A 24,044-nucleotide genomic window follows, 5' to 3' on the forward strand; every position below is an offset into this window, starting at 1 on the left:
AGACCAATCACAGGAGTATGGAAATGAAAAAGTGGTTATTGGCTGCAACGCTTGCTGCAACTGCAGTGTCTGGTGTCGCTCAAGCGAAAGAATGGAAGACCGTTCGCTTTGGTATTGAGGGCGCTTACCCTCCATTTAGCTGGACAGAAACGGATGGTTCACTGAAAGGTTTTGATGTCGACATGGCGAATGCACTTTGTGAAGAGATGCAAGTGAAGTGTAAAATCGTTGCACAAGACTGGGATGGTATCATTCCATCGCTGTTAGCGCGTAAGTACGATGCAATCATTGCAGCAATGTCGATCACAGAAGAGCGTAAAAAGAAAGTTGATTTCACAGGGAAATACGCGCTTATTCCAAATAAGTTCATTGCAAAGAAAGGCGCGAATTTAAACTTTGACAATCTTGATGGACAAAAAATTGCGGTTCAGCGCGCAACTACGCACGACAAATATCTGACTGATAACTATGGCGACAAAGTAGAGATTGTTCGTTACGGCTCTTTCGATGAAGCCTACCTCGATCTTGCTAATGGCCGTGTGGTTGCCGTTCTTGGTGATGCCTCTGCTCTAGAAGAGGGTGTGTTAAATAAAGCGGGTGGTGAAGATTACGAGTTCGTAGGCCCATCATTAACGGATCCAAAATGGTTTGGTGACGGCTTTGGTATTGCGGTTCGTAAACAAGATAAAGAACTGACGAAGAAGCTTGACGCGGCGATCTTATCACTGCGTGAAAAAGGCATTTACCAAGATATTGCAGGTAAGTACTTTAACTACGATGTTTACGGTGAGTAATACGTAATATGCGCTAGTAAAGAAAGGCCGTTGGCTTGTTCCTAGAAGTCGCCAACGGTCGATTTATTGAGTTTAGGGATTAGGAACTCACCTATGCTGGATCTACAAGGATATGAAGCCTCAATTTTAAAAGGGGCGTTAGTGACCATTGAGGTTGCTGTACTTTCACTGCTGTTAGCCGTTGTGCTCGGAATGCTTGGTGCATTAGCGAAACTTGCACCGTACAAATGGGCTCGAGCTATTGCAACACTCTATACCACCATTATTCGCGGTATCCCTGACTTAGTGTTGATGATGCTGATTTTCTTTGGTGGCCAAATTCTGTTGAACAATAGCCTCTACTCCATTAATGAAACGTTAAACGAATGGTTTACTGCCAGCAACCCTGATCATGAATGGACGTCTTACCTACCGGATTACATTGATGTCAGCCCATTTATTGCTGGTGTATTAACCATTGGCTTTATCTTCGGCGCTTACATGGCTGAAACGTTTCGCGGTGCGATCATGGCGGTTGATAAAGGCGAACTGGAAGCGGCAAAAGCCTACGGCATGAGCTCAGTGATGTCTTTTAGACGAATTCTCTTACCGCAAATGATTCGCCATGCCTTACCTGGTTTCGGTAACAACTGGTTAGTGCTACTGAAAACGACGGCACTTGTCTCGATCATTGGTCTCGACGACATGGTCCGTATGAGTTCATTGGCGGCAGGAACAACAAAAATGCCGTTTACCTTTTATCTGGCTGTCGCGATCATTTTCCTATTTTTTACCAGTGTTTCCACAGGCTTACTTAAGCTGGTGGAACGCAAGTTCAGTATTCATGCGAGGTAAATGATGGACTTTTCATTGATTATTGAAAGCTTTCCGGTTTACCTAGAGGGGCTTTGGACGACGGTTTGGCTTGTTGCTGTGGCACTTGTTATTGGTTTATGTGTTTCGATCCCGCTAGCGGTTGCACGTAACAGTGATAACTATGCGATAAGTTTGCCATCTTGGGCTTTTATTTACTTCTTCCGTGGTACACCGTTGCTGGTGCAGCTCTATTTGATTTATTACGGTATGGACCAATTTTTCCCAGTAAAAGACACGTTATGGGAACACGCATGGTTTTGTGCATTGGTCGCTTTTGTACTCAATACTTCCGCTTATACAGCAGAAATTATCCGTGGTGCGATTAATGGGTTACCGAAAGGGGAGGTTGAGGCAGCAAAAGCGTATGGCATGAGCACGTTTATGACTTATCGCCGTATTATTTTGCCAAGTGCCTTGCGCAGAGCATTGCCGGCCTACTCGAATGAAGTCATCTTTATGCTTCATGGCAGCGCGGTTGCTGGTATCATTACTATTATGGATTTAACTGGGGCTGCTCGCTTGGTTAACTCGCGTTACTACGCACCATTTGAGTCATTCTTGACCGCAGGCCTATTCTATATGGCGTTGACGTTTATTATCTTGTGGTGCTTCAAAGTAGCAGAGAAGCGATTCTTAGCCTATTTGAGACCATTGAGTTAATCGATGAATGTTCTTCAGATACCCAAAAGAAAGAGCGCCAATTGGCGCTCTTCATATTTTGGAAAGTCACAATTTATTTGAATGTAGACCAGATAGGAGCGTGATCCGATGGTTTTTCGATGCCACGCAACTCATAATCAATGTCTGACTCAACGCACTTCTTAGAAAGCGCTGGGGTTGCCAAAATGACGTCGATGCGTAGGCCGCGGTTATCATCGAAACCACGAGAACGGTAATCAAACCATGAGAAACGGTCATTAACCTCTGGGTGTAAGTGACGGAAAGTGTCTTCAAAGCCCCAATCCAAAAGTGTTTGCAACCACTCGCGTTCTTCTGGTTGGAAAGAACATTTACCGGTTTTTAACCAGCGTTTACGGTTTGGTTCACCGATGCCGATGTCTGCATCAATAGGGCTGATATTGATGTCACCCATAACGATAAGTTGTTCGTCATTGGTATGATGTTCGTTTAGGTAAGTCATCAAGTCTTTGTAGAACTGACGCTTGTATGGGTACTTGGTTTCGTGAGAGATGTTATCCCCTTGAGGGAAATAGCCGTTTAATACCGTTACTTTTTCGCCATTTTCATCTTCGAACGTTGCCATGAGCATGCGCTTTTGATGTTCCTCATTATCTGTTGGGAACCCTTTTTGAACGCTGATCGGCTCTTGCTTACATAGCATTGCTACACCGTAATGCGCTTTTTGACCATGAAAGTAAACTTTGTAACCCATCGCTTCGACATCTTCGATTGGGAAAGCTTCATCGTGAACTTTAATTTCTTGAAGGCCGATCACATCAGGTTGATGCTTGTTAATAAGTGCTTGGAGTTGGTGCAGACGTGCGCGAAGTCCGTTGATGTTAAAGCTGATGACTTTCATTTTTTATCCTTCTCAAGGGCGAGTTTGTTCTCCAGATCGTTTTGCACAATCTTAATCGCTTTTAGTGCTGTATCTGAGTCTATCTCGTTGGTTTCTAGTAAATAGATCAGATCGACAGCAAGTTTAATCTCTGCTGGTGCATCATCAAGTGGGGATGGGGTTTTATCGGACATTACTGATGTTTTTCCCTGTAAGTGATCTGGTTTTCAAGCTTTAACAATGCGGCTTCACACCGTGCTAATCGTTGCTCGGTTGCGAGCAGGACTTTTTGGGCTTCTGCTCTGGCAAAACTCGGAGATGAATCCAGTGCTCTTTGTTTGTCTAACACCATTTCTCTTAGTCGGCGAGCCCATTCCTGGTGCTGAGCCAGTTCTTGATAAAGCACATTGATAGGCTTTCTGAAGTGGCTACTGTGTTTTATTTCACCTTTACGTATTTTTGTCGTTGAGATTTCACGCTGAATCGCAGAAATCTGTGCGACGAGTCGCTCGGTGAGGTACTCCGCTCGAAGTGCAGTGAGCTTATTTTCTTTTTTGTTCACGAATAATGGCGTCGAGCGTGGCGCTGGCTTCTTTTACGCAAGGAACCAGTAAGCGAGAACGACAGTGAAATAAGCGCTCATCAAACAGTGAAACGTGGTGTTCCCCTCTTTGACGATCAAGCATCGCTGCTTGTTTAGACATGTGTTCTAAGTTGTCTGAAAGTTGCTTAATGTTCATGTGAGTCCTACAAACCAAGCGTCATAGGCAAGTTTAATCGCGAGAATACTCACCACTGTGACAAATACGGGACGGATGAATTTTGCGCCAAATCGAATGGCAGAATGCGCACCAACAAATGCGCCTGCCATTAAGCAAAGGCCCATGGTTAAGCCTAGCACCCAGTTGATGTGACCTAAAAATGCGAATGTAACAAGAGAGGTGAAATTACTCGTAAAGTTCATGGCTTTTGCTAAACCTGACGCGAGCAAAATATTAAGTCGATACAATGCCATTGAGCTGACTGTCCAAAATGCCCCAGTTCCTGGCCCTGCAAGACCATCATAGAACCCAATGCTTAACCCTTGGATATACTGTTTTTTATTGAGTAGGGGGCAAGGTTCAGGTGTTGGGCTTTGGTGTGCCGTGTGTGGTGTTTTGTGAAACACGGTATACATCGCCGCGGCAAGAATAATAAGAGGCAATGCTTTTCAAGCCATTCGGTACTGATCGCATCGACAAATAACGTGCCTAATGTCGCCCCAACAAGTGTAGCGACAAAGGCCTCTTCCCCAGCATTGGAGGTTTAAATAAACGTTTTTTGTAGTACGTAAAAGCAGCAGTAGAAGAGGCGAATGATGCGGCCAGTTTGTTAGTGCCTAATGCGACGTGCGGCGGCAGTCCTAAAGATAGGAGGGCAGGCACGGTTAACATGCCTCCGCCGCCAGCCACAGCATCGATAAACCCAGCAACAAAAGCGACGAGCGCCAACACCAACAACATGGTTGGCTCAATCATTTCCATAAATTGTTATTCTTCTAATATTTGCTATGCCCACGAGTCAATGATGTCACCTGGGAATATTTCGTTTAAATGGCGGTAGCGAGTCAATAAGCGCTTGTCCGTAGCGCTTTGTCACTAGGCGGCGGTCAAGAATGACTACTCTACCAGAGTCGCGTTCTTTACGCAGTAATCGCCCTACGCTTTGAATCAGCTTTTTGCTCGCATCGGGCACCGTAATTTGCATAAACGGATTGCCACCTTTCTTTTCTATGTATTCAGAGTGCGCTTGTTCTACCGGCGACGTTGGAACACCGAAAGGTATCTTGGTAATGACAAGGTTTTCTAGTAGCTCCCCCGGTAGGTCGAGCCCCTCAGAAAAGCTTCCCGTACCAAATAAAATACTCGTTTTCTGTGTATCGACGAGTTTTTTATGTTTTTTTAGGATTTCAGAACGAGAACTTTCTCCTTGAACTTGCAATGCCCAGCCTCGTTTAATGAAGCCAGCACTTAGCGCTTCGGCAACTTGGTTCATCTGCCAATAAGAGGAGAATAATACTAAGTTTGCTTTGTTGTCTTCTAAATACTTAGGCAAAATTTCAATAAGATATTCAGTAAACTGAGGTGCTTGTGGTTCATACTTCATCGTTGGTATGAGCAATTCAGCTTGGTTCTGATAATCAAATGGCGAAGCCAATGCTAAAAACTGAGTGCCGGCTTCTGGTTTTGCATCAACGCCAACTTGGTGGCAAAAGTATTGGAACGAATTGAGAGCACGCATGGTTGCAGAAACCAAAACCGCGCCGACACAACGACTCCAAATTTGCTGATCCAACTGCCATCCAATTTCTAGCGGTGAAACACTAACGATGAAATCACCTTCACGATCTGGATGCGTTTCTAACCAACGAGCAAGAGGCGCACCTTTTTCGCGAGTGGGCTCTGCCATCAGACGCCATACTTGAGCCAAGTTTTCTAATCGTTGGATGTAAAACCCTAATTCAGCTAGTGCCGGCTCTGCTAATCGAGAGGATAGCTCACCATCTTTGACTCTTTCAGCAATCAGATCGGCAATTTTAGCGACACTCTGATTCGCTTTTTTACTTAACTGTTTAAGTTCTTTCGATTGGTTCTCTAACCAAGTCGGGAGTTCACCATGCTCAAAACGATAGATGCCATCTTCAAATTGAGCGGGATCGAATTGTTTTGGCAATTGGCTTAATGCAGGAATCAGCTCTTGAATGGATTCTTGCAGATCATTACGAAATCGCCCAACGCGTTTCTCATCAGCTAAAGAAGAAAATTTGCTTGTTGCTTGATTGAGCTTTTCAAGCCATGCGGCCGCCCCTTTTAGGCTTGCCGATGCAGAGGCGTGATCGCGAGCCACATGAGGCAAGTGGTGCGCTTCATCAAAGACGTAAATGGTGTTTTCTGGCTCAGGTAATATTACGCCACCACCGAGATCCGCATCTGCCATGACAAGCGAATGGTTGGCTATGATCACATCGTTTTTGTCTAGCTCTGCTCGTGCTTTTTGGAATGGACAACCTCGGTGTCCAGGTAGACTGTTGTTACAGCTGTGCTTATCACTGACGATAAGTTGCCACAATCTATCATCGATTGGTTTCGGCCAAGCGTCACGATCGCCATCCCACTTACCTTGAGCTAGTGAGCGGTACATGGTTTCCAGTAGTTCGATGTCTTTTTTCTTTGGCTTTGTTTCGAACATCGCCAGTTGACCACCGTCTGCGCCGCACGCTGTTGCCAGTTTTTCTGCGCAGCAGTAACGCTGGCGTCCTTTGGCCAGAATAAAAGAAAACTCGCGATCGGTAATTCTACGAAATAGAGGCAGATCTTTGTTCACTAACTGTTCTTGCAACGCCACAGTTGCTGTTGAGATGACAACTTTACGGTTGTTGTAAACCGCAACAGGAATCGCTGCCATTAAATAAGACAGCGATTTTCCAATCCCTGTGCCAGCTTCAGCAATCAGCATGCGATTGGACTTATGGTATTGCCCGCATAGCGTTTTAGCGATCTCAGCAACGAGGTAGTTTTGCGCGCGTCGTGGAACAAAGTTATCGAGCTGAGCTTGTAGATTTTGATAGCTAGTTCGAATCGATTTTTGAATGTTACTGGTTAGCATACTGGCCTCAAATGCGGTGGAAGCGAATAGTAGCACACATCACTGCACGTAATGTAGTTAGCAAAATAGAATGCTTTTGTGAAAAACATCGATCTCCATCACAAAAAAATATTAGTCAAATAAATGCGTTTGCTTGTTTTATAAAGTAAAAAATTTAACTCTGCGTATTTGTATTTTGTTGAAATTAAATTCCAATTTAATCTATAGATTCGACTTAAGTTGGTGATAATTGCTATCTATTGACATTGTTATTACTTGCATTTCGTTGCACTAATTGTTTAGAACTTAATCACACTATAAGGTGTAAAAATATCAAGATAATGAAAAATAAGAAGTTTTTTGTTTTTTGATAAGTTGGTTTAGAAAATTTGACAGGCAGAATAATCTTTTGCAATCTAGCGCCCAGATTTTGTAGGCAAGCATAAGTTGCTTTTTGTTAACAGCTTAGCCACAAAAAATAAAAAAAGGGAATCCCCAAGAGATATCCCGAACTAAGAAAAGGCAGTGGATTAACTATGAAAAAGACTCTATTAGCGCTTGCTGTAGCGGGCATCTCTACGTCTGCACTTGCAGCTGGCAACATCTACGACAACGGCGAATCATCTTTCAACATTTCTGGTGAAATCGATACGTACCTAAGCACGTCTGAAAAGAAAACAAACGGCGTATCAACTAACAAGAAAGATGCTGACATCGATCTTTGGGCTAAAATCCAAATCGACGCACAACACAAACTAAACCAAGACGTGACTCTATTCGGTTCTTTCGAAATCGAAAACGGTGAAGGTTTTGCAGGCGATGCAGACAACAAATCAGTATCAACAGATGACCTATACTTCGGTGCATACATCGGTCAAAACTGGGGTGTTGCAGTTGGTGAAATCGGTGATTTCGGTGACACACTAGACGCAATCACACTAGACATCACTAACGAAGGTTACGATCGTGCTGATGACTTCGTAAATGGCCTAGAAAGTGGCGGTCACGCAGCAGCAGTTAAAGGTAGCTTCGAGAAACTAACAGTTATCGCTGACGTTTACCTAGATCAAGCTGAAAACAATGACGTAGCATACGGCTTCTCTGCTGAGTACGCACTGAACGATATGTTCACTGTAGGTGCAATGTACCAAGATCAAGGTACTCGCTTCTACAAAGAAGAAGGTAAAGTTGAGAAGCTAGAATACAGCATCACAGGTGCTTCTGCGCGTTTCAACATGAACAACTTCGAAGCAGCTGTGGCTTACATTGTTGAAGACATCAACAACGAAGAGCTAGACACAATCGCAGCAGCAGCAGCATACCAAATCAACGATGCACGTCTGTACACAACATTCGGTTTCTCTGATGGCGAAAAAGATGTTGAAGGTCACTACTACACATTAGGTACTGATTACAAACTATCAGCTAATCTAAAAACTTTCATCGAGTACTCTGTCGTTGAGACAGAAGATCGTCTAGAGAAAGTTGAAGGCGATCTAGTAGTAGCAGGTGCTTACTACACATTCTAATCGCTTCGCTTAGAACGATACTTAAAAGGTCGCCATTGTGCGGCCTTTTTACATTTATTTAGAAAAGTATTTAGAAAACTATATAGAAAAACTTGTCGTAAGCGGCTGCTCTCATAGCCAATAGATCGTCGTTGTTTGTTTTGAATAGTATAATGTGGGCAGCGAGAGTACTTAGCGTCCTCATAGATGACGTGGATTTATGGAAAGGTATTGAACAATGAATTTAAAAATCTGGATGTCGGCATTAGTGGTTTTACTAATGTCTGGTGCAGTCAATGCGAACACAGGTGATGTAACGCCGACAATAAAGTCAAACAAAGTCGTCGAAGTCCTGTTCGTCAATGGGCAAGATGCTGACGATTTACAGAAGCCGTTTGCATTAAAGCAAGGCAGCAACCAACTCGTTGTAAAAGCAAACTTATCGATTGGTCACGGCGATAAACGCACTCAGTTTAAATCGGTACCGTACATCATTACCACAAACGTCATGGGTAACGAATTAGAGATTGATGTGCCACGCTTTAGAGACGTTCGCCAAGCGCAGCAAATGTTTGAATCTGATAAAGCAGATTGGAAAGTGCGTGTTGATGGTGAAGAGGCAGAGTTCGCTCAATACAAAATGCCGGGCAAAAAAGGCATGTTCCCATATTCAGATCTAGACCTTCAGCTTGCAGAATACAATCAAGCGCAAGGTGTTCACTTTGTAAATGGCAAAGAAGTCCAGTTAACGAAAGAAGAGATGATCAATACACCGACTCAGACTCAAGTCGCGACTAAAACGCATTCATCGATGACAAGGGCTAAAATTGCCTATTTAGAAATGTCTAAGAGTGAGCGTGAAGCCTTTCTTAAATGGGTTTCTCAGCAGTAATTACCATCAATCTTTTGATTGGATTGGATTGGATTGGATTTGATTGTCAGGTTGTTAGGGCTTTCGATATACAGACATCAGTCGGTGAAGCGAAAGCCCTTTTATTTAGCGTGAGCTTAACGAACCAAATTAGATGGTGATTTCTCGCCACTCACCAGGTTGTAGATCATTCAACACAATGTCTCCCATCGAGTAGCGGACTAAACGCAGAGTAGGGAAGCCAATGTGCGCTGTCATACGTCTTACTTGGCGGTTTCTTCCCTCTATGATGGTGATCGCTAGCCAAGTCGTAGGAATATTGGCTCGAAAACGAACGGGAGGGATTCTGTCCCAAATGTGCGGCGCGGGCATAAGTTCTACTTTTGCTGGCAGTGTCATTCCATCTTTTAGCTCAACGCCTTGGCGTAGCTTTTCTAAATCTTCCTCACTAGGTGCACCATCCACTTGAACCCAATAGGTTTTAGGTGATTTTGATGTCGGTTGGGTCAGCTTGGCTTGCAAGATCCCATCATTTGTTAACACCATTAACCCCTCACTGTCGCGATCGAGTCGACCAGCGGCATAAACATCTTTTACAGGAATGTAATCTGCAAGTGTTTTGCGACCGTCTCCATCAGTAAACTGGCTTAATGTGTCATAAGGTTTATTGAAAATGATCACTTTACGATCTTCTGGAGCGATTCTTGGCTTCGTCGTTGATGAAGATCGGTTAGGACGAGCGTGTCTTTTTTGACCTTGCCCAGCGGTGTTGTTTGACTTTCCCGAGCGTTTAAAATGCCCCGATTTAGGTTGTTGGCTACGGCGACCTTTTTCTTGGCTCGTGCGAGATGACATGTTAACTACCTTGCAATTTTGTAAATGACTTGTGTTTGAAAGTTTTATGTTCTTCTGTTTTCGGCTATCATTTGCGCGCCTAAAACTAACAAAAGCGCACAGAATAATAGACTATTTCGTGTTAATTGTTTAATGATATAGCTAAGTCGCTTTTAGGTAGGGCTGACAACACAAAGCCGCCTAAAAGTAAGCTTGGTACAAAGTGTACTCATGGATAGAGAGCCATAGAGCTCCAAACTACAAAAAAGAGTGCAAACCGCATGTGACGTTGGTGAGGAGGAATGCACTACTAACGTTAAGCACTGCGTCAATTCAACAAACTCTAGAGCTAAAGATTCTGCTCTGTTGAGTAAAAAATAGGGAAATTTCATGCCTACAGAAAAACCTACCATTATCTACACGATCACTGATGAAGCACCAGCGCTTGCAACGTATTCATTATTACCAATTATTCAATCGTTTACCGCATCATCTGGCATTAATGTAGATACTCGTGATATTTCATTAGCGGGTCGTATTATTGCGAACTTCCCAGAGCATTTAAAACAAGAACAACGTATTGGTGATGCACTTGCTGAACTCGGTGAGCTAGCGAAAACGCCGCAAGCAAACATCATCAAACTTCCTAATATTTCGGCATCCATCCCTCAATTAAAAGCGGCGATTAAAGAGCTACAGGCAAAAGGGTATGCGCTACCTAATTACCCTGAAGAGCCAAGCACCTACGAAGAAGAAGCGATCAAAGCGACGTATGACAAAATCAAAGGTAGTGCGGTAAACCCAGTGCTTCGTGAGGGTAACTCTGACCGCCGTGCCCCTTTATCTGTGAAGAACTATGCGAAAAAGAACCCACATTCAATGGGCGCATGGTCTGCGGACTCTAAATCACATGTTGCTAGCATGTCGGGTAGTGATTTCTTCGGTAGTGAGAAATCTGTGACGATATCTGGAGCGACAAAGGCAAAAATTGAATTCGTTGGGGCAGATGGTTCCGTTAAAGAGCTAAAAGCCTCTCTTTCGCTGCAAGATAAAGAAGTGATCGATAGTTCTGTCATGAACAAAAATGCACTTGTCTCTTTCTTTGAAAAAGAAATTGCAGAGGCGAAAGAGCAAGATGTATTGCTTTCTCTTCACATGAAAGCAACGATGATGAAAGTATCGGATCCGGTCATCTTCGGTCATGCAGTCAAAGTGTACTACAAAGATGTATTCGCGAAATATGGCGCGCTATTTAATGAGCTAGGCGTTGACGTGAATAACGGTATTGGTGATGTATACGCGAAGATTGAGTCTCTGCCAACTGAACAAAAAGCAGAAATTGAAGCAGCAATTCTAGCGGTTTATGAAAACCAACCTGAATTGGCAATGGTGGATTCGGATCGCGGCATTACAAACTTGCACGTACCGAGTGACATCATCGTAGACGCATCTATGCCAGCAATGCTGCGTTCTTCTGGTCAAATGTGGGGGCCAGATGGTAAGCAGAAAGACACGAAAGCAATGATCCCAGATCGTTGTTATGCGGGCATTTACCAAGCGGTCATTGATTTCTGTAAAGAACATGGTGCGTTTGATCCAACCACGATGGGTAGCGTGCCAAACGTGGGACTAATGGCTCAAAAAGCAGAAGAGTATGGCTCTCACGATAAGACATTCATTCTCGACGCAGCAGGTACTGTTCGCGTAGTAGACGCTTCAGGCACAGTTCTGCTAGAACAAGCAGTAGAAGCGGGTGATATCTTCCGTATGTGTCAGGTTAAAGATGCTCCAATTCAAGATTGGGTTAAGTTGGCTGTGACTCGTGCTCGTGCTACGGGTGTTCCAGCGGTATTCTGGTTGGATGAAAGCCGTGCTCATGATGCAGAGCTGATTAAAAAGGTGAATGCGTACTTGCCAGAACATGACACGTCAGGCCTAGAGATCAAGATTCTCGCGCCAATTGATGCGTGTAAGTTCTCTCTTGAACGTATTAAAGATGGCCTTGATACGATTTCAGTCACTGGTAACGTATTGCGTGATTACCTAACGGATTTGTTCCCAATTTTAGAGCTGGGTACATCCGCTAAAATGCTGTCTATTGTTCCGCTAATGAATGGCGGTGGTCTATTTGAAACGGGTGCTGGTGGCTCTGCTCCTAAGCACGTACAACAAGTAGAAAAAGAAAACCATCTTCGTTGGGATTCACTTGGTGAGTTTTTAGCACTAGCGGCATCGCTTGAGCATTTAAGTACGGTGACTGGAAATGCGAAAGCGCAAGTACTGGCTGATGCCTTAGATAAAGCAACGGGTGAGTTTTTGGATAACAACAAATCTCCATCGCGTAAAGTTGGTGAGTTGGATAACCGTGGCAGTCACTATTACCTCGCGACTTATTGGGCAAAAGCACTAGCAGAACAAGCAACAGATGCCGATCTAGCCGCAGAGTTTGCTCCAATCGCTAAAACGCTGTCCGAACAGGAAGAAGCAATTGTTGCGGAGCTGAATAATGCACAGGGCGTGAAAGGTGAATTGGGCGGGTACTATTCTTTGGATGATACGCTGGTTTCAGCGTTGATGCGCCCGAGCTCAACATTTAATGCCATTATTAAGTAACGATATTAATAAGTAGCTATATTATTTAGTAACTATATTATTTAGTAACCATAAGCACGCTGCATTGCAGTGTGCTTTATTTTTTATTGCAGCTCTTCAATATGCTCGCTATACCAAGCTATGGATTCTGCAACAAACAGGCTTTCAGAAAACAATAAACCCGCTTTCATGCGGGTTTATTTGTCTTCTTAGCTTGTTTACCGTATTCGCCACAAAAGCCTTTAACGGTAATCCTAGAGACGAGCCTATTTAGCTTGGGCTTCTATTGGAACAACGCTGCTTGCGTGTGAACCTTTAGGGCCTTTTTCAATCTCGTATGAGACTTGTTGGCCTGCTTTCAGTGTACGATAACCGTCCATTTGGATAGTTGAGTAGTGGGCAAAGATATCTCCATCCTCTTCGTCTGAACAGATAAACCCAAATCCTTTGGCATTGTTAAACCACTTTACTGTACCTGTAGCCATGCGTTTACATCCCTCATGCATTTGTAACTGATATTATTACTGCCCCAAGCCATACCTTTAGCTTGGTCTCATTGTTAGTTATCACCGACGTTATTCATTTTAAATAACAGCCAGACTTCGCCAACACACGTCGAGTTGAGCCACTAAAATCGCCATAGCCTGAATGACGGCTAATGACGATTTATGCATCAACACTTTCCACTTTAGTCAATGAATTTCATCAGTCAACCGTGAATTGAAACAAATAAAGTAATTATTAAAAACAAAGCACCAGATAAATTAACAATTATGAGTGTAGTTTGTCTGCTCAGCGTTTCTGTATAGTTTTATGTCCTGTTAAACGTTTTTTATTTTGGTCTTACATCCGGAATTTTACCTAACGACTAGAGTTAATCACTAAATGAATAAAAAGTGTCATTTTGGTAATAAATAGCGAAACCTAACGCGATAAGTGTGATCTCCTGCCACGGATACGACCTTGTTATTTGGCTTGGTTTAATGTGAGAAAAAGGCGCGGTACGGAGTGCGACTTTTGATAAAGAGGTCAATGAGTCAAGCAAATTTGAATGTAACTCGAATGGGAAAAATCTTTTATTTGCGTGCCCATCAGAGGTGGATTAGTCTCTATATAGGACGAAATTTTTTATCTATCAAAGTCCATTAAGGTGCCATATCTCACTACACCATGCGGCATGCTTATGGTAGATTGGTTTTATAGGTCGAAAACATCAACCCTTTGATAAGATATCTTTAAATTGCCATGAGTAAAAATTTTGAATGGGTGACTCCGGACTCTGATCTTCTGGAGAGAGAAAGTACAAAAGTACAACCACCGAAGCTTTACAATGTTGTACTAAATAACGATGACTACACACCTATGGATTTCGTCATAGAGATACTTGAGCGATTTTTCTCTCATGATATTGATAAAGCAACACAAATCATGCTCAAGATCCACTATGAAGGAAAGGCAATTTGTGGCACATACAGCGCAGAAATTGCTGAAACTAAAGTAGCGCAAGTAACGATGTACTCAAGGGAAAATGAACATCCGCTACTATGTACTATGGAGCAAGCGTAACAAGAAGACTTGCTCGAGCAACCAAGTTGTTCTTTCGGGAGGTACTTATGCTAAATAAAGAACTAGAGTCAAGCCTTAACGGTGCATTCGCTCGCGCACGCGATAAACGTCACGAGTTCATGACTGTCGAACACCTCCTACTTGCATTGTTAGAAAATGATGCAGCTAAGGAAGCCCTATTAGCCTGTAAAGCCGATCTTGATGCTTTGCGCAACGAGCTCGATATTTTCATTGATCAAACGACGCCTCTCATTCCAGAAAGTGACGAGACAAGAGAAACGCAGCCAACGTTGAGTTTTCAACGTGTATTGCAGCGTGCGGTTTTTCACGTTCAGTCGTCGGGTCGTAACGAAGTTACCGGTGCTAATGTTCTTGTCGCTATTTTTAGCGAACAAGAGTCTCACGCGGCCTACTTGTTGAAGAAGAATGACATTTCACGCTTAGATATTGTGAACTTTATTTCTCACGGTATTACAAAAGCATCCGGATCGAATGAGGATTCACCATCGTCAGATTCTTTCGGTGCAGAGACGCCGGAAGAGGTGAATCCTGATGAGCGTTTAGAGAGTTTTGCAACCAATCTTAATCAAGTTGCAAAGGCGGGTAATATTGATCCACTTATTGGACGCGATAAAGAGCTAGAGCGTACGATTCAGGTCCTTTGCCGCCGTCGTAAAAACAACCCGTTACTAGTTGGTGAAGCGGGCGTTGGTAAAACGGCTATCGCAGAGGGTCTTGCTTGGAGAATCGTTGAGGGTCAAGTGCCAGAAGTGATTCAAGATAGTGTCATCTACTCTCTTGATATTGGCTCCCTTTTAGCTGGCACAAAATACCGTGGTGACTTTGAAAAGCGCTTTAAGACCATCTTAAAGCAGCTAGAAAAAGAAGAAGATGCGATTCTATTTATCGATGAGATTCATACCATCATTGGTGCGGGTGCCGCATCTGGTGGACAAGTCGATGCTGCCAATCTCATCAAGCCACTCTTAAGTAGCGGTAAGTTGCGCTGTATTGGTTCTACAACCTACCAAGAGTACAGCAACATCTTTGAGAAAGAGCGAGCATTATCTCGCCGTTTCCAAAAGATCGATGTAGTAGAACCGTCGCTCGATGATACGACTAAAATTCTAATCGGCCTTAAGCCGAAGTACGAAGCTCACCATGAAGTGCGTTACACCAACAAAGCATTGCGTGCGGCGGTTGAATTGTCAGCGAAGTACATTAATGAGCGTCACTTACCAGACAAGGCCATTGATGTGATTGATGAAGCGGGTGCGCGCAGTCGTCTTGCTCCTGCTAGTCGTCGTAAGAAAACCGTCGGTGTTGCCGATATCGAAGCCATGGTTGCGAAAATGGCTCGAATTCCAGAGAAGTCGGTATCGTCGTCAGATAAAGATATACTCAGAAATCTTGATGATAAGATGAAGATGTTGGTCTTCGGTCAAGATGATGCAATTGATGCGCTGTCAGAGGCGATCAAACTGTCTCGTGCGGGTTTAGGTGTAGACAACAAACCAGTAGGCTCATTCTTATTTGCAGGCCCTACCGGTGTTGGTAAAACAGAAGTGACTGTTCAGCTTTCGAAACTGCTTGGTATTGAACTGCTTCGTTTTGATATGTCTGAATACGGTGAGCGTCACTCCGTTAGCCGCTTGATCGGTGCGCCTCCAGGTTATGTTGGTTATGACCAAGGTGGCTTGCTGACGGATGCCGCTATTAAGCATCCTCACTCAGTGGTTTTACTTGATGAGATTGAAAAAGCGCATCCAGACATCTTTAACTTGCTACTGCAAGTGATGGACAATGGTACGTTAACGGATAACAACGGCCGTAAGGCAGATTTCCGTAACGTGATTCTCGTCATGACCACTAACGCTGGTGTGGCGGAAACCGAGAAGAAATCCATTGGTCTGATTCAGCAAGACAACACTCACGATGCGATGGCGGAAATTAAGAAAGTATTTACGCCAGAGTTCCGTAACCGTCTTGATAACATCATTTGGTTTAATAGCCTAGATGAAAGCATCATCCATCAAGTTGTAGATAAGTTCATTGTTGAGCTACAAGTTCAACTGGATGCTCGTGGCGTATCGATGGAAGTGTCGCAAGATGCTCGTCATTGGTTGGCTCACAAAGGGTACGACAAAGCGATGGGGGCTCGCCCAATGAGCCGTGTTATCCAAGAACAGCTCAAGAAACCGTTGGCAAATGAACTTCTGTTTGGTTCATTAGTTGATGGTGGAACGGTTAAAGTGACGTTAGTGAAAGATGAGCTTAAGTTCGAGTACTTGAGCGAGAAAGAAGCAGCGCTTCACTAAGTTATAAGTTAATAGTGCCGAGCCTGTATAAAAGCGTGCGATTCATCGTGCGCTTTTTTTTGTTCACGACGTGGTGACTGAGTATTGGTATTCAGAGCAAATTTCAGACAATAAAAAACGGAGGCAAAAGCTCCGTTTTTTATTGCATCCGAAAATCTAAGATTAACGAGCGCGGAAGACGATGCGGCCTTTAGAAAGGTCGTATGGAGTCATCTCTACTGTTACTTTATCGCCAGTAAGAATACGGATGTAGTTCTTACGCATCTTACCAGAGATGTGTGCAGTCACAACGTGACCGTTTTCAAGTTCAACGCGAAACATAGTGTTTGGTAGAGTGTCAAGCACAGTGCCTTGCATCTCAATTACGTCTTCTTTAGCCATTTAATCCTCTTTAGAAATTAGGCAATATTAGCGTGCGTATTCTGCCGCTAATTAGTAATTATGTAAAGTTGGAGCGTATTCTACCCTTGCCAACGCTGATTTACTAGCCTTTGGTGGCGCTGAAATCGTGTTTTGTAGTTCATTGCCGGACATTCATCAATCTGATACCCCAGATAAAGCCAGTGTTTATCGTTCTTTTGGCAAAACTCGATTTGGTAAAGAACCGCCAATGTACCGAGGGAAAGGGGAAAGTCAGGATCGAAAAAGGTGTAAAACGCGCTCGCACATTGCGACATTTCGTCGGTGACGGCAATTGCAACTAATTGCTGTGAGCCATCATAGATGTGGAGGAAGCGTGTCTTGAGCCATGTGGTTTGTGCAAAACGAGCAAACTCCTCTTCTTGTGGAGGGTACATCGTACCATCTTTGTGGCGTTTGCAAATATAACGACTGTACAAATCAAACCAATCTTTATCCATTTCAGGCTTTGCTTCCCAGCGTAATTGGGTAGCCTTGTTTAATAAGCGTTTTTGGCTTTTCGACGCCACAAAATCTGCGATGGATACTCGTATTGGATCGCATGCGCTGCAAAGTTCACAGTGGGGCTTATAAATGGTATTTCCACTGCGTCTAAATCCATTGGCTAAAAGAACCTGGTAGCTGTGTTCGGTATGCAGTTCTTCGTCAAGGGCTACAGCGACACGCTCTTGACGATTAGGCAGGTAGCTGCATGGATGGTTATTCGTTAGTCCAATGCGTATTTGTTGAAGCTCTGTGCTCATCGTGGCATGTCCTGCAGGGTTCGAGGTTCAAAAGTTCCTATTTTTGTCGGCTTATCTCTTAAAGATAGTAGTTTTTTTAAGAAAGCATCACGCTCAAGTTCAAATGCGCCAAGAGAAGCGAGGTGTGAATTCATGACTTGGCAGTCGATCAATTGACCATCATTTGACGCTAAATGCTCACATAGATACCACAATGCAATTTTGGATGCGTTATCTTTAAGGCTAAACATCGATTCACCACAAAAAAGCTGACCCACACTTATCCCATACAGCCCTCCAACCAGTTGGTCATCATGCCATACTTCAATGGAATGGCAGTAGCCTTGGTTTGCGAGCTCAATATATGAGCGTTGCATATCCTCGTTTAACCAGGTCTCTTCTGCCGGGCGTGTGGATGAACACAATTGAATTACGCGGGCGGTTGCATTGTTCAAGGTTACTTTATACTGTTGTTTGCGTTGAAACTTTTTTAGGCTCTTTGATGGCCGGAATGTGTTTGGATCAAAGACCGCTCTCGGCGATGGGCTCCACCAGAGTATAGGCTCTCCGGGACCATACCAAGGAAAAATACCTTGGTGGTAGCCGTTTAGAATGCGCTCAGGATTGAGATCGCCCCCGATAGCCAGCAAACCATTTGGATCGCTTAATGCTTCGTAGGGGGATGGAAACAAGAATGAGTCATCCAATTCAGTTAAGTAGATAGGCATAAAAAGAGTTTACCAACATCAGAGCTTATAGGAGCTTAGTATGAGAAGAACAAGATTTAACGTACAACGCTGGGCATGGATCATACTGTTTTTGCCTTTTTTCGCCAATGCATCATACGAAAGAAATGTCGCAAAACCCGTTAATCAAGTGGTATATGGCAAAGTAGACTCCGTTCGTTACATTACTCAGCAAGAAGTCAAACAATCCCAAAGTAACGGTTGGCAAACATTATTGGGTGCGACGATTGGTGGTTTAGTCGGGAACCAGTTTGGTGGCGGAACAGGTAAAGAGGTCGCCACAGCTGTGGGAGCGCTAGCAGGAGCGGCAGTTGCACGAGAGCGCAGTAATTATCAATACACGGTGGAATATAAACTTGTCGAACTGCTGATCAAAGTGGATGGTGATAAGTTGATCAACGTGATTCAAGATGTTGATAATAGCATGCTATTTAATCGGGGTGATGATGTTCGTATTTTGTACTTTGACGATGGGGTTCGAGTCGATATCGCATACTAATGAAGCGAAATGACGCCTCAATCAAGCTGACTATTTATTCAAAAAATAGCATGGATTTGCTCTAGTTTTGTGGCGGTTTTTTCGTTAGTCTGAATTCACGAAGAATTGTTTAGCTCTCCGAATTTGTGAACTGCCCGAATTGTAAAGTGAGAGTACAAAGGATTATCAACGCTTAATGGAAAGCCTAACGTTACAACCAATCAAAAAAATTCATGGGGAAGTAAACCTTCCTGGTTCAAAAAGTGTTTCTAATCGAGCTTTGCTGCTCGCGGCCTTGGCCAAGGGCACGACGCGTCTTACTAATCTTCTTGATAGTGACGACATTCGTCATATGTTAAACGCTTTAACGACGCTTGGTGTTCACTATCAACTTTCTGAAGATAAAACAGAGTGTGTTGTAGAGGGATTGGGACATGCCTTTTCAGTGTCAGCGCCGGTTGAGCTGTTTTTAGGGAATGCCGGAACGGCAATGCGCCCGTTGGCAGCAGCACTTTGCTTGGGGCAAGGTGAATACGTACTGACAGGCGAGCCTCGTATGAAAGAGCGTCCTATAGGGCATCTTGTTACTGCACTCCGGCAAGCTGGCGCTCATGTTGAGTACTTAGAGAATGAAAACTATCCGCCATTAAAAATTGTTGGAAGTGGTTTGAAATCCGGTTCAGTATCGATCGATGGTTCTATCTCTAGCCAATTTTTAACTGCGTTTTTAATGTCCGCGCCATTGGCTGAGGGTGAAATTCGCATCAATATTGAAGGCGAACTGGTTTCTAAACCGTATATCGACATCACACTGCACATCATGAAGCAATTCGGTGTGGAAGTGATCAACCACAATTACCAAGAATTTGTCATACCTGCCGGGCAGCAATATATCGCCCCAGGTGATTTTTTGGTGGAAGGTGATGCGTCGTCGGCCTCTTATTTCTTGGCGGCTGCGGCAATCAAAGGTGGTGAAGTCAAAGTTACTGGTATTGGTAAAAACAGCATACAGGGTGATATCCAATTTGCTGATGCACTTGAAAAAATGGGTGCGGAGATTGAATGGGGCGATGATTACGTCATCTCTCGTGTTGGTCAGCTAAAAGGCATCGATATGGATTACAACCATATTCCGGATGCGGCCATGACGATTGCGACAACAGCACTGTTTGCGCAAGGCTCGACAGCGATTCGCAATGTGTACAACTGGCGTGTAAAAGAAACCGATCGTTTGTCTGCAATGGCAACGGAACTTCGCAAAGTTGGCGCTGAGGTAGAAGAGGGGAATGATTATCTTATTGTCCATCCTGTCACCCAACTCAAACATGCGGAAATCGACACTTACGATGATCATCGAATGGCGATGTGTTTCTCGTTGGTTGCATTAAGCAATACACCAGTGACAATCAATGACCCGAAATGTACATCGAAAACTTTCCCTGATTATTTCGATAAATTAAAAGCACTAAGCTGTTAGTTCGCAGAAATCTAAAGAGAAAAGCCAGAGTTGACACTCTGGCTTTTTGTTGAAATTCTAAATATTTACTTGTTAAGAGTGAACTCTTTAGATAGATGGTGCGCTAAGTATTTAAACATGTTGAATACCGCGGTGGTATTCATTGTTGGCATGCCTTTTTCATCTAAAAAGTATTCGCCTTTAAAAACCAGTACGCCTTCTTTTTCTTCTACGCTAGTCGCTCGCATGCCATCAATGTAGTCGTCATGCTCTTGGATAATTTGGTTCGCGATCATCAGCAGGTCAAATTCTTCGATGTATTTTTTGTCAGACATAACGTTCTCGTCATTCTATGAAACTTAAGTTCGCAAGAGTATACCTAGAATTCCCATTTGATGGCATAGCAAAATCTCTGATTCCGTTGCAAGCAATAAGAAATGGTCTACTTTATTTCGTGTGAGTATGCGATCAGATTTGTTTGTGGAAAAGGGAATATTTGTGATGAGAGACTAAATTTATTGAATTCGATTGGCTAGAAGATTCTTGGCCTGCTTAGTATATGCCGCAGAAGACCTTTTGTGGAATCTGGGCTTGTCCGAGTATAAAGACGATGAATTGTCAACCAATTGGATCTGAATTTTAAAAAAGCAGTTGATCTTCTTTTCATCTCGCACAATAGTAAAAAAAGAAGCAATGAATAGAACATTATGCGGGAGGACTTCCTAAGGGAGTGTTTACCCGCATTATTATGAAGGACGTTAGAGTCAGTTATGGGTAAATCGCTCGTTATAGTGGAGTCACCAGCCAAGGCTAAGACAATAAACAAGTACCTTGGAAAAGACTTTATTGTTAAGTCTAGTGTTGGTCACGTGCGTGATCTGCCTACGGCCGGTCAAAGCACTGGAGAGAAAAAAGCCGCTGCTATTTCTACAAAGGGGATGAGCCCAGAAGAGAAAGCGCGTGTTAAAAAAGAAAAAGACCGCAAGGCTCTGATCAAAAAAATGGGGATTAACCCATATCATGACTGGGAAGCCAATTACCAAATTCTTCCAGGTAAAGAAAAAGTCGTCAGCGAACTGCAAAAATTAGCGAAAGATGCTGATTACGTTTATCTCGCAACCGATTTGGACCGCGAGGGGGAGGCAATCGCATGGCACCTTCGTGAGATCATCGGGGGCGATGAAGAGCGATACAAACGCGTTGTATTTAACGAGATTACAAAAAACGCGATTCAACAAGCGTTCCAGACACCTGGTGAGCTGAATTTGGATGGCGTTAACGCGCAGCAAGCACGTCGTTTCATGGACCGCGTAGTGGGTTTCATGGTTTCTCCATTACTATGGAAGAAAGTTGCACGTGGTTTATCTGCGGGTCGTGTACAGTCGGTAGCGGTAAAGCTACTGGTTGAACGTGAACGTGAAATCAATGCGTTTATCCCAGAAGAGTTTTGGGATATAAACGCGAACACACATACGAAAGACAAAACAGCATTCAAATTGCTTGTCGCTCAAAAAGACGGAGTGGCGTTTAAACCGGTTAATGAAAGCGAAACCAAAGCTGCGCTTTCTGTGCTTGAAAAAGCAAGCTACGAAGTATGTAAGCGTGAAGACCGTCCAACAAAGAGTAAGCCATCGGCACCATACATTACCTCTACGCTTCAGCAGGCGGCGAGTACTCGTTTAGGCTACGGCGTTAAAAAGACAATGATGCTGGCTCAGCGTTTGTATGAGGCGGGTTACATCACATATATGCGTACTGACTCGACTAACCTGAGTGCAGAAGCAGTCGATGCGGTTCGTGGATTCATCGGTTCAGAATTTGGCGACAAATACTTACCTGCTAAACCGTTAACTTACGGTAGCAAAGAGGGTGCGCAAGAGGCACACGAAGCGATTCGTCCATCTGATGTCTCAGTAAAATCGGAAGATTTACAAGGTGTTGACGCCGATGCACATAAACTTTACTCGTTGATTTGGAATCAATTCGTTGCGTGTCAAATGACGCCAGCAGAATACGATTCAACCACGATTAGCGTAAAAGCAGCAGAATACACGCTGAAAGCGAAAGGCCGTATTCTTAAGTTCGATGGTTGGACTCGCGTGCAGCGCCCTATGGGGAAAAACGAAGACACAATTCTTCCTGCAGTTCAATTGGGTGATAAGTTAGACCTTGAGTCATTAGATCCTAAACAGCACTTTACCAAGCCACCTGCACGCTTTACAGAAGCTGCTTTGGTTAAAGAGCTTGAGAAGCGTGGCATTGGTCGCCCTTCTACTTACGCTTCAATCATCTCTACGATCCAAGATCGTGGTTATGTGAAAGTAGAACAGCGCCGCTTCTACGCAGAGAAGATGGGCGAGATCGTTACTGACCGTCTTGATGACAGCTTTAACGATCTAATGAACTACGACTTCACGGCTCGTATGGAGCAGAAGCTTGACCAAATCGCTGAAGGAGAAGTTAAATGGAAAGATGTGCTCGATAACTTCTTCTCAGATTTCACGGGTGATCTGGAAAAAGCCGAACAAGATGAAGACGAAGGCGGCATGAAGCTGAATCACATTGTGATGACAGATATTGAGTGTCCGACTTGTAGCCGTCCAATGGGAATTCGTACTGCATCTACGGGTGTATTCTTGGGCTGTTCTGGGTATGCGTTGCCACCGAAAGAGCGTTGTAAGACAACCATCAACTTAGGTGATGAAGAGGGCATCATCAACGTTCTTGAAGAAGATGTTGAAACCGCTGCGCTTCGTGCTAAAAAACGTTGTCCTATCTGTGAAACAGCAATGGACGCATACCTGATAGACGATAAGCGTAAGATGCATGTTTGTGGTAATAACCCGAACTGTGAAGGCTATATCGTTGAGTATGGTGAGTTTAAAGTAAAAGGCTATGACGGCCCGCTTGTTGAGTGTGATAAGTGTGGTTCGGACATGGTTCTGAAAAACGGCCGTTTCGGTAAATACATGGATTGTACGAGTGAAACGTGTAAGAACACGCGTAAGATCTTAAAGAACGGCGAAGTTGCACCGCCGAAAGAAGATCCTGTTCACTTCCCAGAACTGCCGTGTGAAAATTCGGATGCGTACTTTGTTTTACGTGATGGTGCTTCTGGCCTATTTATGGCGGCAAGCAACTTCCCTAAATCACGTGAAACTCGTGCACCATTGGTTTCGGAGCTGGCTCGTTTTGAAGAACGTCTACCAGAGAAGTTTAAGTACCTGACTACAGCGCCAGAGGCTGATCCTGATGGTCGTCCAGCGGTGGTTCGTTTTAGTCGTAAAACGAAAGAAAACTATGTTCGTACTGAAGATGACGGTAAGCCAAGTGGTTGGACTGCCTTATTTGTCGACGGCAAGTGGGAAGTTACGGACAAGCGTAAAAAAGCAAAAGCGTAATTAAAAGGACTCGAACAAAGGCAGCGAATGAATTCGCTGCCTTTTTGTTTTGTGTTTTTGTTAATATTATCAATACGTTTCTTTTCTAAATCTCTTTCCACGTTCATCTAATGGTCATTCTTTCAACGTATTCTGTCGCAAAACTGCACTTATGTGGTCGTTTAGTTTGTAAGTTGTTTACATGATGTAACTTGTTGCAGGTGTTATTGTGATCCAAGTATCGTCTTGGGTAAGTAAATAATGTACGTGACACAGAATGGCGTATTTAAAATTGTAATTTTATTCCAGTTCGATAACTTATGAGGCAGATAATGCAACGGTATGCTGTTAGGTTGCGTCA

20 protein-coding genes and 2 pseudogenes are annotated in these 24,044 nt (G+C 43.7%); 11 read left to right on the forward strand and 11 right to left on the reverse strand.

What is annotated here, in order from left to right; genetic code table 11:
- The first annotated feature begins 23 nt into the window (after nt 1-23).
- The 3 genes from KHN78_RS12585 (at nt 24) to KHN78_RS12595 (ending at nt 2,309) form a co-directional block, all read left to right on the forward strand.
- Nucleotides 24-794 (forward strand): ABC transporter substrate-binding protein, encoded by a 771-nt coding sequence (locus KHN78_RS12585; protein ID WP_211916289.1) that lies wholly within the window; start codon nt 24-26, stop codon nt 792-794.
- 93 nt (nt 795-887) lie between these two features.
- On the forward strand, nt 888-1,628 hold the full coding sequence (locus KHN78_RS12590; RefSeq protein WP_128810542.1) for an ABC transporter permease: 741 nt from the start codon (nt 888-890) through the stop codon (nt 1,626-1,628).
- 3 nt (nt 1,629-1,631) lie between these two features.
- Nucleotides 1,632-2,309 (forward strand): ABC transporter permease, encoded by a 678-nt coding sequence (locus KHN78_RS12595; RefSeq protein WP_211916547.1) that lies wholly within the window; start codon nt 1,632-1,634, stop codon nt 2,307-2,309.
- A 73-nt stretch (nt 2,310-2,382) separates the two neighbouring features.
- Here KHN78_RS12595 and xthA read toward each other — a convergent pair whose 3' ends face one another.
- The 5 genes and pseudogenes from xthA to dinG form a co-directional block, all read right to left on the reverse strand.
- Nucleotides 2,383-3,189, reverse strand: coding sequence for an exodeoxyribonuclease III (gene xthA / locus KHN78_RS12600; protein ID WP_211916290.1), 807 nt, complete (start codon nt 3,187-3,189; stop codon nt 2,383-2,385).
- Nucleotides 3,186-3,362: a pleiotropic regulatory protein RsmS gene (rsmS, locus tag KHN78_RS12605; protein WP_211916291.1), complete on the reverse strand. Its 177-nt coding sequence runs from the start codon at nt 3,360-3,362 to the stop codon at nt 3,186-3,188. Before rsmS ends, xthA begins: the two co-directional genes overlap by 4 nt.
- Nucleotides 3,362-3,908, reverse strand: a pseudogene (locus KHN78_RS12610) (primosomal replication protein). Before KHN78_RS12610 ends, rsmS begins: the two are co-directional and overlap by 1 nt.
- Nucleotides 3,905-4,691, reverse strand: a pseudogene (locus tag KHN78_RS12615) (sulfite exporter TauE/SafE family protein). The pseudogenes KHN78_RS12610 and KHN78_RS12615 overlap by 4 nt, the downstream one beginning before the upstream one ends.
- Before the next feature lie 46 nt (nt 4,692-4,737).
- The gene (dinG, locus tag KHN78_RS12620; RefSeq protein WP_211916292.1) at nt 4,738-6,813 is read right to left on the reverse strand and encodes an ATP-dependent DNA helicase DinG; all 2,076 of its coding nucleotides are present in this window, start codon (nt 6,811-6,813) and stop codon (nt 4,738-4,740) included.
- A gap of 515 nt (nt 6,814-7,328) precedes the next feature.
- On the opposite strand from dinG, the gene KHN78_RS12625 reads away from it, so the two are divergent.
- Together KHN78_RS12625 and KHN78_RS12630 are read left to right on the forward strand one after the other, a co-directional pair.
- Complete coding sequence (locus KHN78_RS12625) at nt 7,329-8,321, forward strand: porin (protein WP_211916293.1); 993 nt, start codon at nt 7,329-7,331, stop codon at nt 8,319-8,321.
- Nucleotides 8,322-8,538: 217 nt separating this feature from the next.
- Nucleotides 8,539-9,192: a DUF2057 family protein gene (locus KHN78_RS12630; RefSeq protein ID WP_211916294.1), complete on the forward strand. Its 654-nt coding sequence runs from the start codon at nt 8,539-8,541 to the stop codon at nt 9,190-9,192.
- 129 nt (nt 9,193-9,321) lie between these two features.
- Here the strand turns inward: KHN78_RS12630 and KHN78_RS12635 are convergent, their stop codons facing one another.
- Entirely contained in the window at nt 9,322-10,026 is a 705-nt protein-coding gene (locus tag KHN78_RS12635; RefSeq protein ID WP_128810549.1) for a pseudouridine synthase, read from the reverse strand.
- 369 nt (nt 10,027-10,395) lie between these two features.
- Here KHN78_RS12635 and KHN78_RS12640 point away from each other — a divergent pair, with 369 nt between their 5' ends.
- Nucleotides 10,396-12,618 carry an NADP-dependent isocitrate dehydrogenase gene (locus tag KHN78_RS12640; protein ID WP_211916295.1) on the forward strand — a complete coding sequence of 741 codons (2,223 nt, stop codon included), beginning with the start codon at nt 10,396-10,398 and terminating at the stop codon, nt 12,616-12,618.
- Between the two features lie 245 nt (nt 12,619-12,863).
- On the opposite strand, the gene cspD is transcribed toward KHN78_RS12640, so the two are convergent.
- Nucleotides 12,864-13,082: a cold shock domain-containing protein CspD gene (cspD, locus tag KHN78_RS12645; protein WP_211916296.1), complete on the reverse strand. Its 219-nt coding sequence runs from the start codon at nt 13,080-13,082 to the stop codon at nt 12,864-12,866.
- A gap of 760 nt (nt 13,083-13,842) precedes the next feature.
- Here cspD and clpS point away from each other — a divergent pair.
- Nucleotides 13,843-14,163 carry an ATP-dependent Clp protease adapter ClpS gene (gene clpS, locus KHN78_RS12650; RefSeq protein ID WP_128810552.1) on the forward strand — a complete coding sequence of 107 codons (321 nt, stop codon included), beginning with the start codon at nt 13,843-13,845 and terminating at the stop codon, nt 14,161-14,163.
- 47 nt (nt 14,164-14,210) lie between these two features.
- Entirely contained in the window at nt 14,211-16,481 is a 2,271-nt protein-coding gene (clpA, locus tag KHN78_RS12655; protein ID WP_211916297.1) for an ATP-dependent Clp protease ATP-binding subunit ClpA, read from the forward strand.
- Nucleotides 16,482-16,643: 162 nt separating this feature from the next.
- On the opposite strand, the gene infA is transcribed toward clpA, so the two are convergent.
- From infA to aat, 3 genes are all read right to left on the reverse strand, one after another.
- Nucleotides 16,644-16,862, reverse strand: coding sequence for a translation initiation factor IF-1 (gene infA / locus KHN78_RS12660; RefSeq protein WP_001040192.1), 219 nt, complete (start codon nt 16,860-16,862; stop codon nt 16,644-16,646).
- 80 nt (nt 16,863-16,942) lie between these two features.
- Nucleotides 16,943-17,644 carry an arginyltransferase gene (locus tag KHN78_RS12665; protein WP_211916298.1) on the reverse strand — a complete coding sequence of 234 codons (702 nt, stop codon included), beginning with the start codon at nt 17,642-17,644 and terminating at the stop codon, nt 16,943-16,945.
- Nucleotides 17,641-18,351, reverse strand: coding sequence for a leucyl/phenylalanyl-tRNA--protein transferase (aat, locus tag KHN78_RS12670; RefSeq protein ID WP_211916299.1), 711 nt, complete (start codon nt 18,349-18,351; stop codon nt 17,641-17,643). The genes KHN78_RS12665 and aat overlap by 4 nt, the downstream gene beginning before the upstream one ends.
- Before the next feature lie 40 nt (nt 18,352-18,391).
- On the opposite strand from aat, the gene KHN78_RS12675 reads away from it, so the two are divergent.
- Together KHN78_RS12675 and aroA are read left to right on the forward strand one after the other, a co-directional pair.
- On the forward strand, nt 18,392-18,868 hold the full coding sequence (locus tag KHN78_RS12675) for a glycine zipper 2TM domain-containing protein (protein ID WP_128810555.1): 477 nt from the start codon (nt 18,392-18,394) through the stop codon (nt 18,866-18,868).
- Nucleotides 18,869-19,043: 175 nt separating this feature from the next.
- A complete protein-coding gene (aroA, locus tag KHN78_RS12680) occupies nt 19,044-20,324 on the forward strand; it encodes a 3-phosphoshikimate 1-carboxyvinyltransferase (RefSeq protein ID WP_211916300.1) in 1,281 nt (426 codons plus the stop codon).
- 65 nt (nt 20,325-20,389) lie between these two features.
- On the opposite strand, the gene KHN78_RS12685 is transcribed toward aroA, so the two are convergent.
- A complete protein-coding gene (locus KHN78_RS12685) occupies nt 20,390-20,638 on the reverse strand; it encodes a YciN family protein (protein WP_128810557.1) in 249 nt (82 codons plus the stop codon).
- A 435-nt stretch (nt 20,639-21,073) separates the two neighbouring features.
- Between KHN78_RS12685 and topA the strand changes: the two genes are divergently transcribed.
- On the forward strand, nt 21,074-23,704 hold the full coding sequence (topA, locus tag KHN78_RS12690; protein WP_211916301.1) for a type I DNA topoisomerase: 2,631 nt from the start codon (nt 21,074-21,076) through the stop codon (nt 23,702-23,704).
- Nucleotides 23,705-24,044 lie beyond the last annotated feature (340 nt).

The sequence above is a fragment of the Vibrio sp. B1REV9 genome (genome assembly GCF_905175395.2).
Classification (GTDB): Bacteria; Pseudomonadota; Gammaproteobacteria; order Enterobacterales; family Vibrionaceae; genus Vibrio; species Vibrio alfacsensis.

Excerpts from the sequence above, each read along its gene's own strand:
- KHN78_RS12590 (WP_128810542.1), top strand. The coding sequence starts at position 888 with ATGCTGGATCTACAAGGATATGAAGCCTCAATTTTAAAAGGGGCGTTA.
- KHN78_RS12630 (WP_211916294.1), top strand. The coding sequence starts at position 8,539 with ATGAATTTAAAAATCTGGATGTCGGCATTAGTGGTTTTACTAATGTCT.
- KHN78_RS12685 (WP_128810557.1), bottom strand. The coding sequence starts at position 20,638 with ATGTCTGACAAAAAATACATCGAAGAATTTGACCTGCTGATGATCGCG.
- aat (WP_211916299.1), bottom strand. The coding sequence starts at position 18,351 with ATGCCTATCTACTTAACTGAATTGGATGACTCATTCTTGTTTCCATCC.
- KHN78_RS12635 (WP_128810549.1), bottom strand. The coding sequence starts at position 10,026 with ATGTCATCTCGCACGAGCCAAGAAAAAGGTCGCCGTAGCCAACAACCT.
- KHN78_RS12640 (WP_211916295.1), top strand. The coding sequence starts at position 10,396 with ATGCCTACAGAAAAACCTACCATTATCTACACGATCACTGATGAAGCA.
- infA (WP_001040192.1), bottom strand. The coding sequence starts at position 16,862 with ATGGCTAAAGAAGACGTAATTGAGATGCAAGGCACTGTGCTTGACACT.
- KHN78_RS12675 (WP_128810555.1), top strand. The coding sequence starts at position 18,392 with ATGAGAAGAACAAGATTTAACGTACAACGCTGGGCATGGATCATACTG.
- aroA (WP_211916300.1), top strand. The coding sequence starts at position 19,044 with ATGGAAAGCCTAACGTTACAACCAATCAAAAAAATTCATGGGGAAGTA.
- clpS (WP_128810552.1), top strand. The coding sequence starts at position 13,843 with ATGAGTAAAAATTTTGAATGGGTGACTCCGGACTCTGATCTTCTGGAG.
- KHN78_RS12595 (WP_211916547.1), top strand. The coding sequence starts at position 1,632 with ATGGACTTTTCATTGATTATTGAAAGCTTTCCGGTTTACCTAGAGGGG.
- clpA (WP_211916297.1), top strand. The coding sequence starts at position 14,211 with ATGCTAAATAAAGAACTAGAGTCAAGCCTTAACGGTGCATTCGCTCGC.
- KHN78_RS12625 (WP_211916293.1), top strand. The coding sequence starts at position 7,329 with ATGAAAAAGACTCTATTAGCGCTTGCTGTAGCGGGCATCTCTACGTCT.
- xthA (WP_211916290.1), bottom strand. The coding sequence starts at position 3,189 with ATGAAAGTCATCAGCTTTAACATCAACGGACTTCGCGCACGTCTGCAC.
- rsmS (WP_211916291.1), bottom strand. The coding sequence starts at position 3,362 with ATGTCCGATAAAACCCCATCCCCACTTGATGATGCACCAGCAGAGATT.
- KHN78_RS12585 (WP_211916289.1), top strand. The coding sequence starts at position 24 with ATGAAAAAGTGGTTATTGGCTGCAACGCTTGCTGCAACTGCAGTGTCT.
- topA (WP_211916301.1), top strand. The coding sequence starts at position 21,074 with ATGGGTAAATCGCTCGTTATAGTGGAGTCACCAGCCAAGGCTAAGACA.
- KHN78_RS12665 (WP_211916298.1), bottom strand. The coding sequence starts at position 17,644 with ATGAGCACAGAGCTTCAACAAATACGCATTGGACTAACGAATAACCAT.
- dinG (WP_211916292.1), bottom strand. The coding sequence starts at position 6,813 with ATGCTAACCAGTAACATTCAAAAATCGATTCGAACTAGCTATCAAAAT.
- cspD (WP_211916296.1), bottom strand. The coding sequence starts at position 13,082 with ATGGCTACAGGTACAGTAAAGTGGTTTAACAATGCCAAAGGATTTGGG.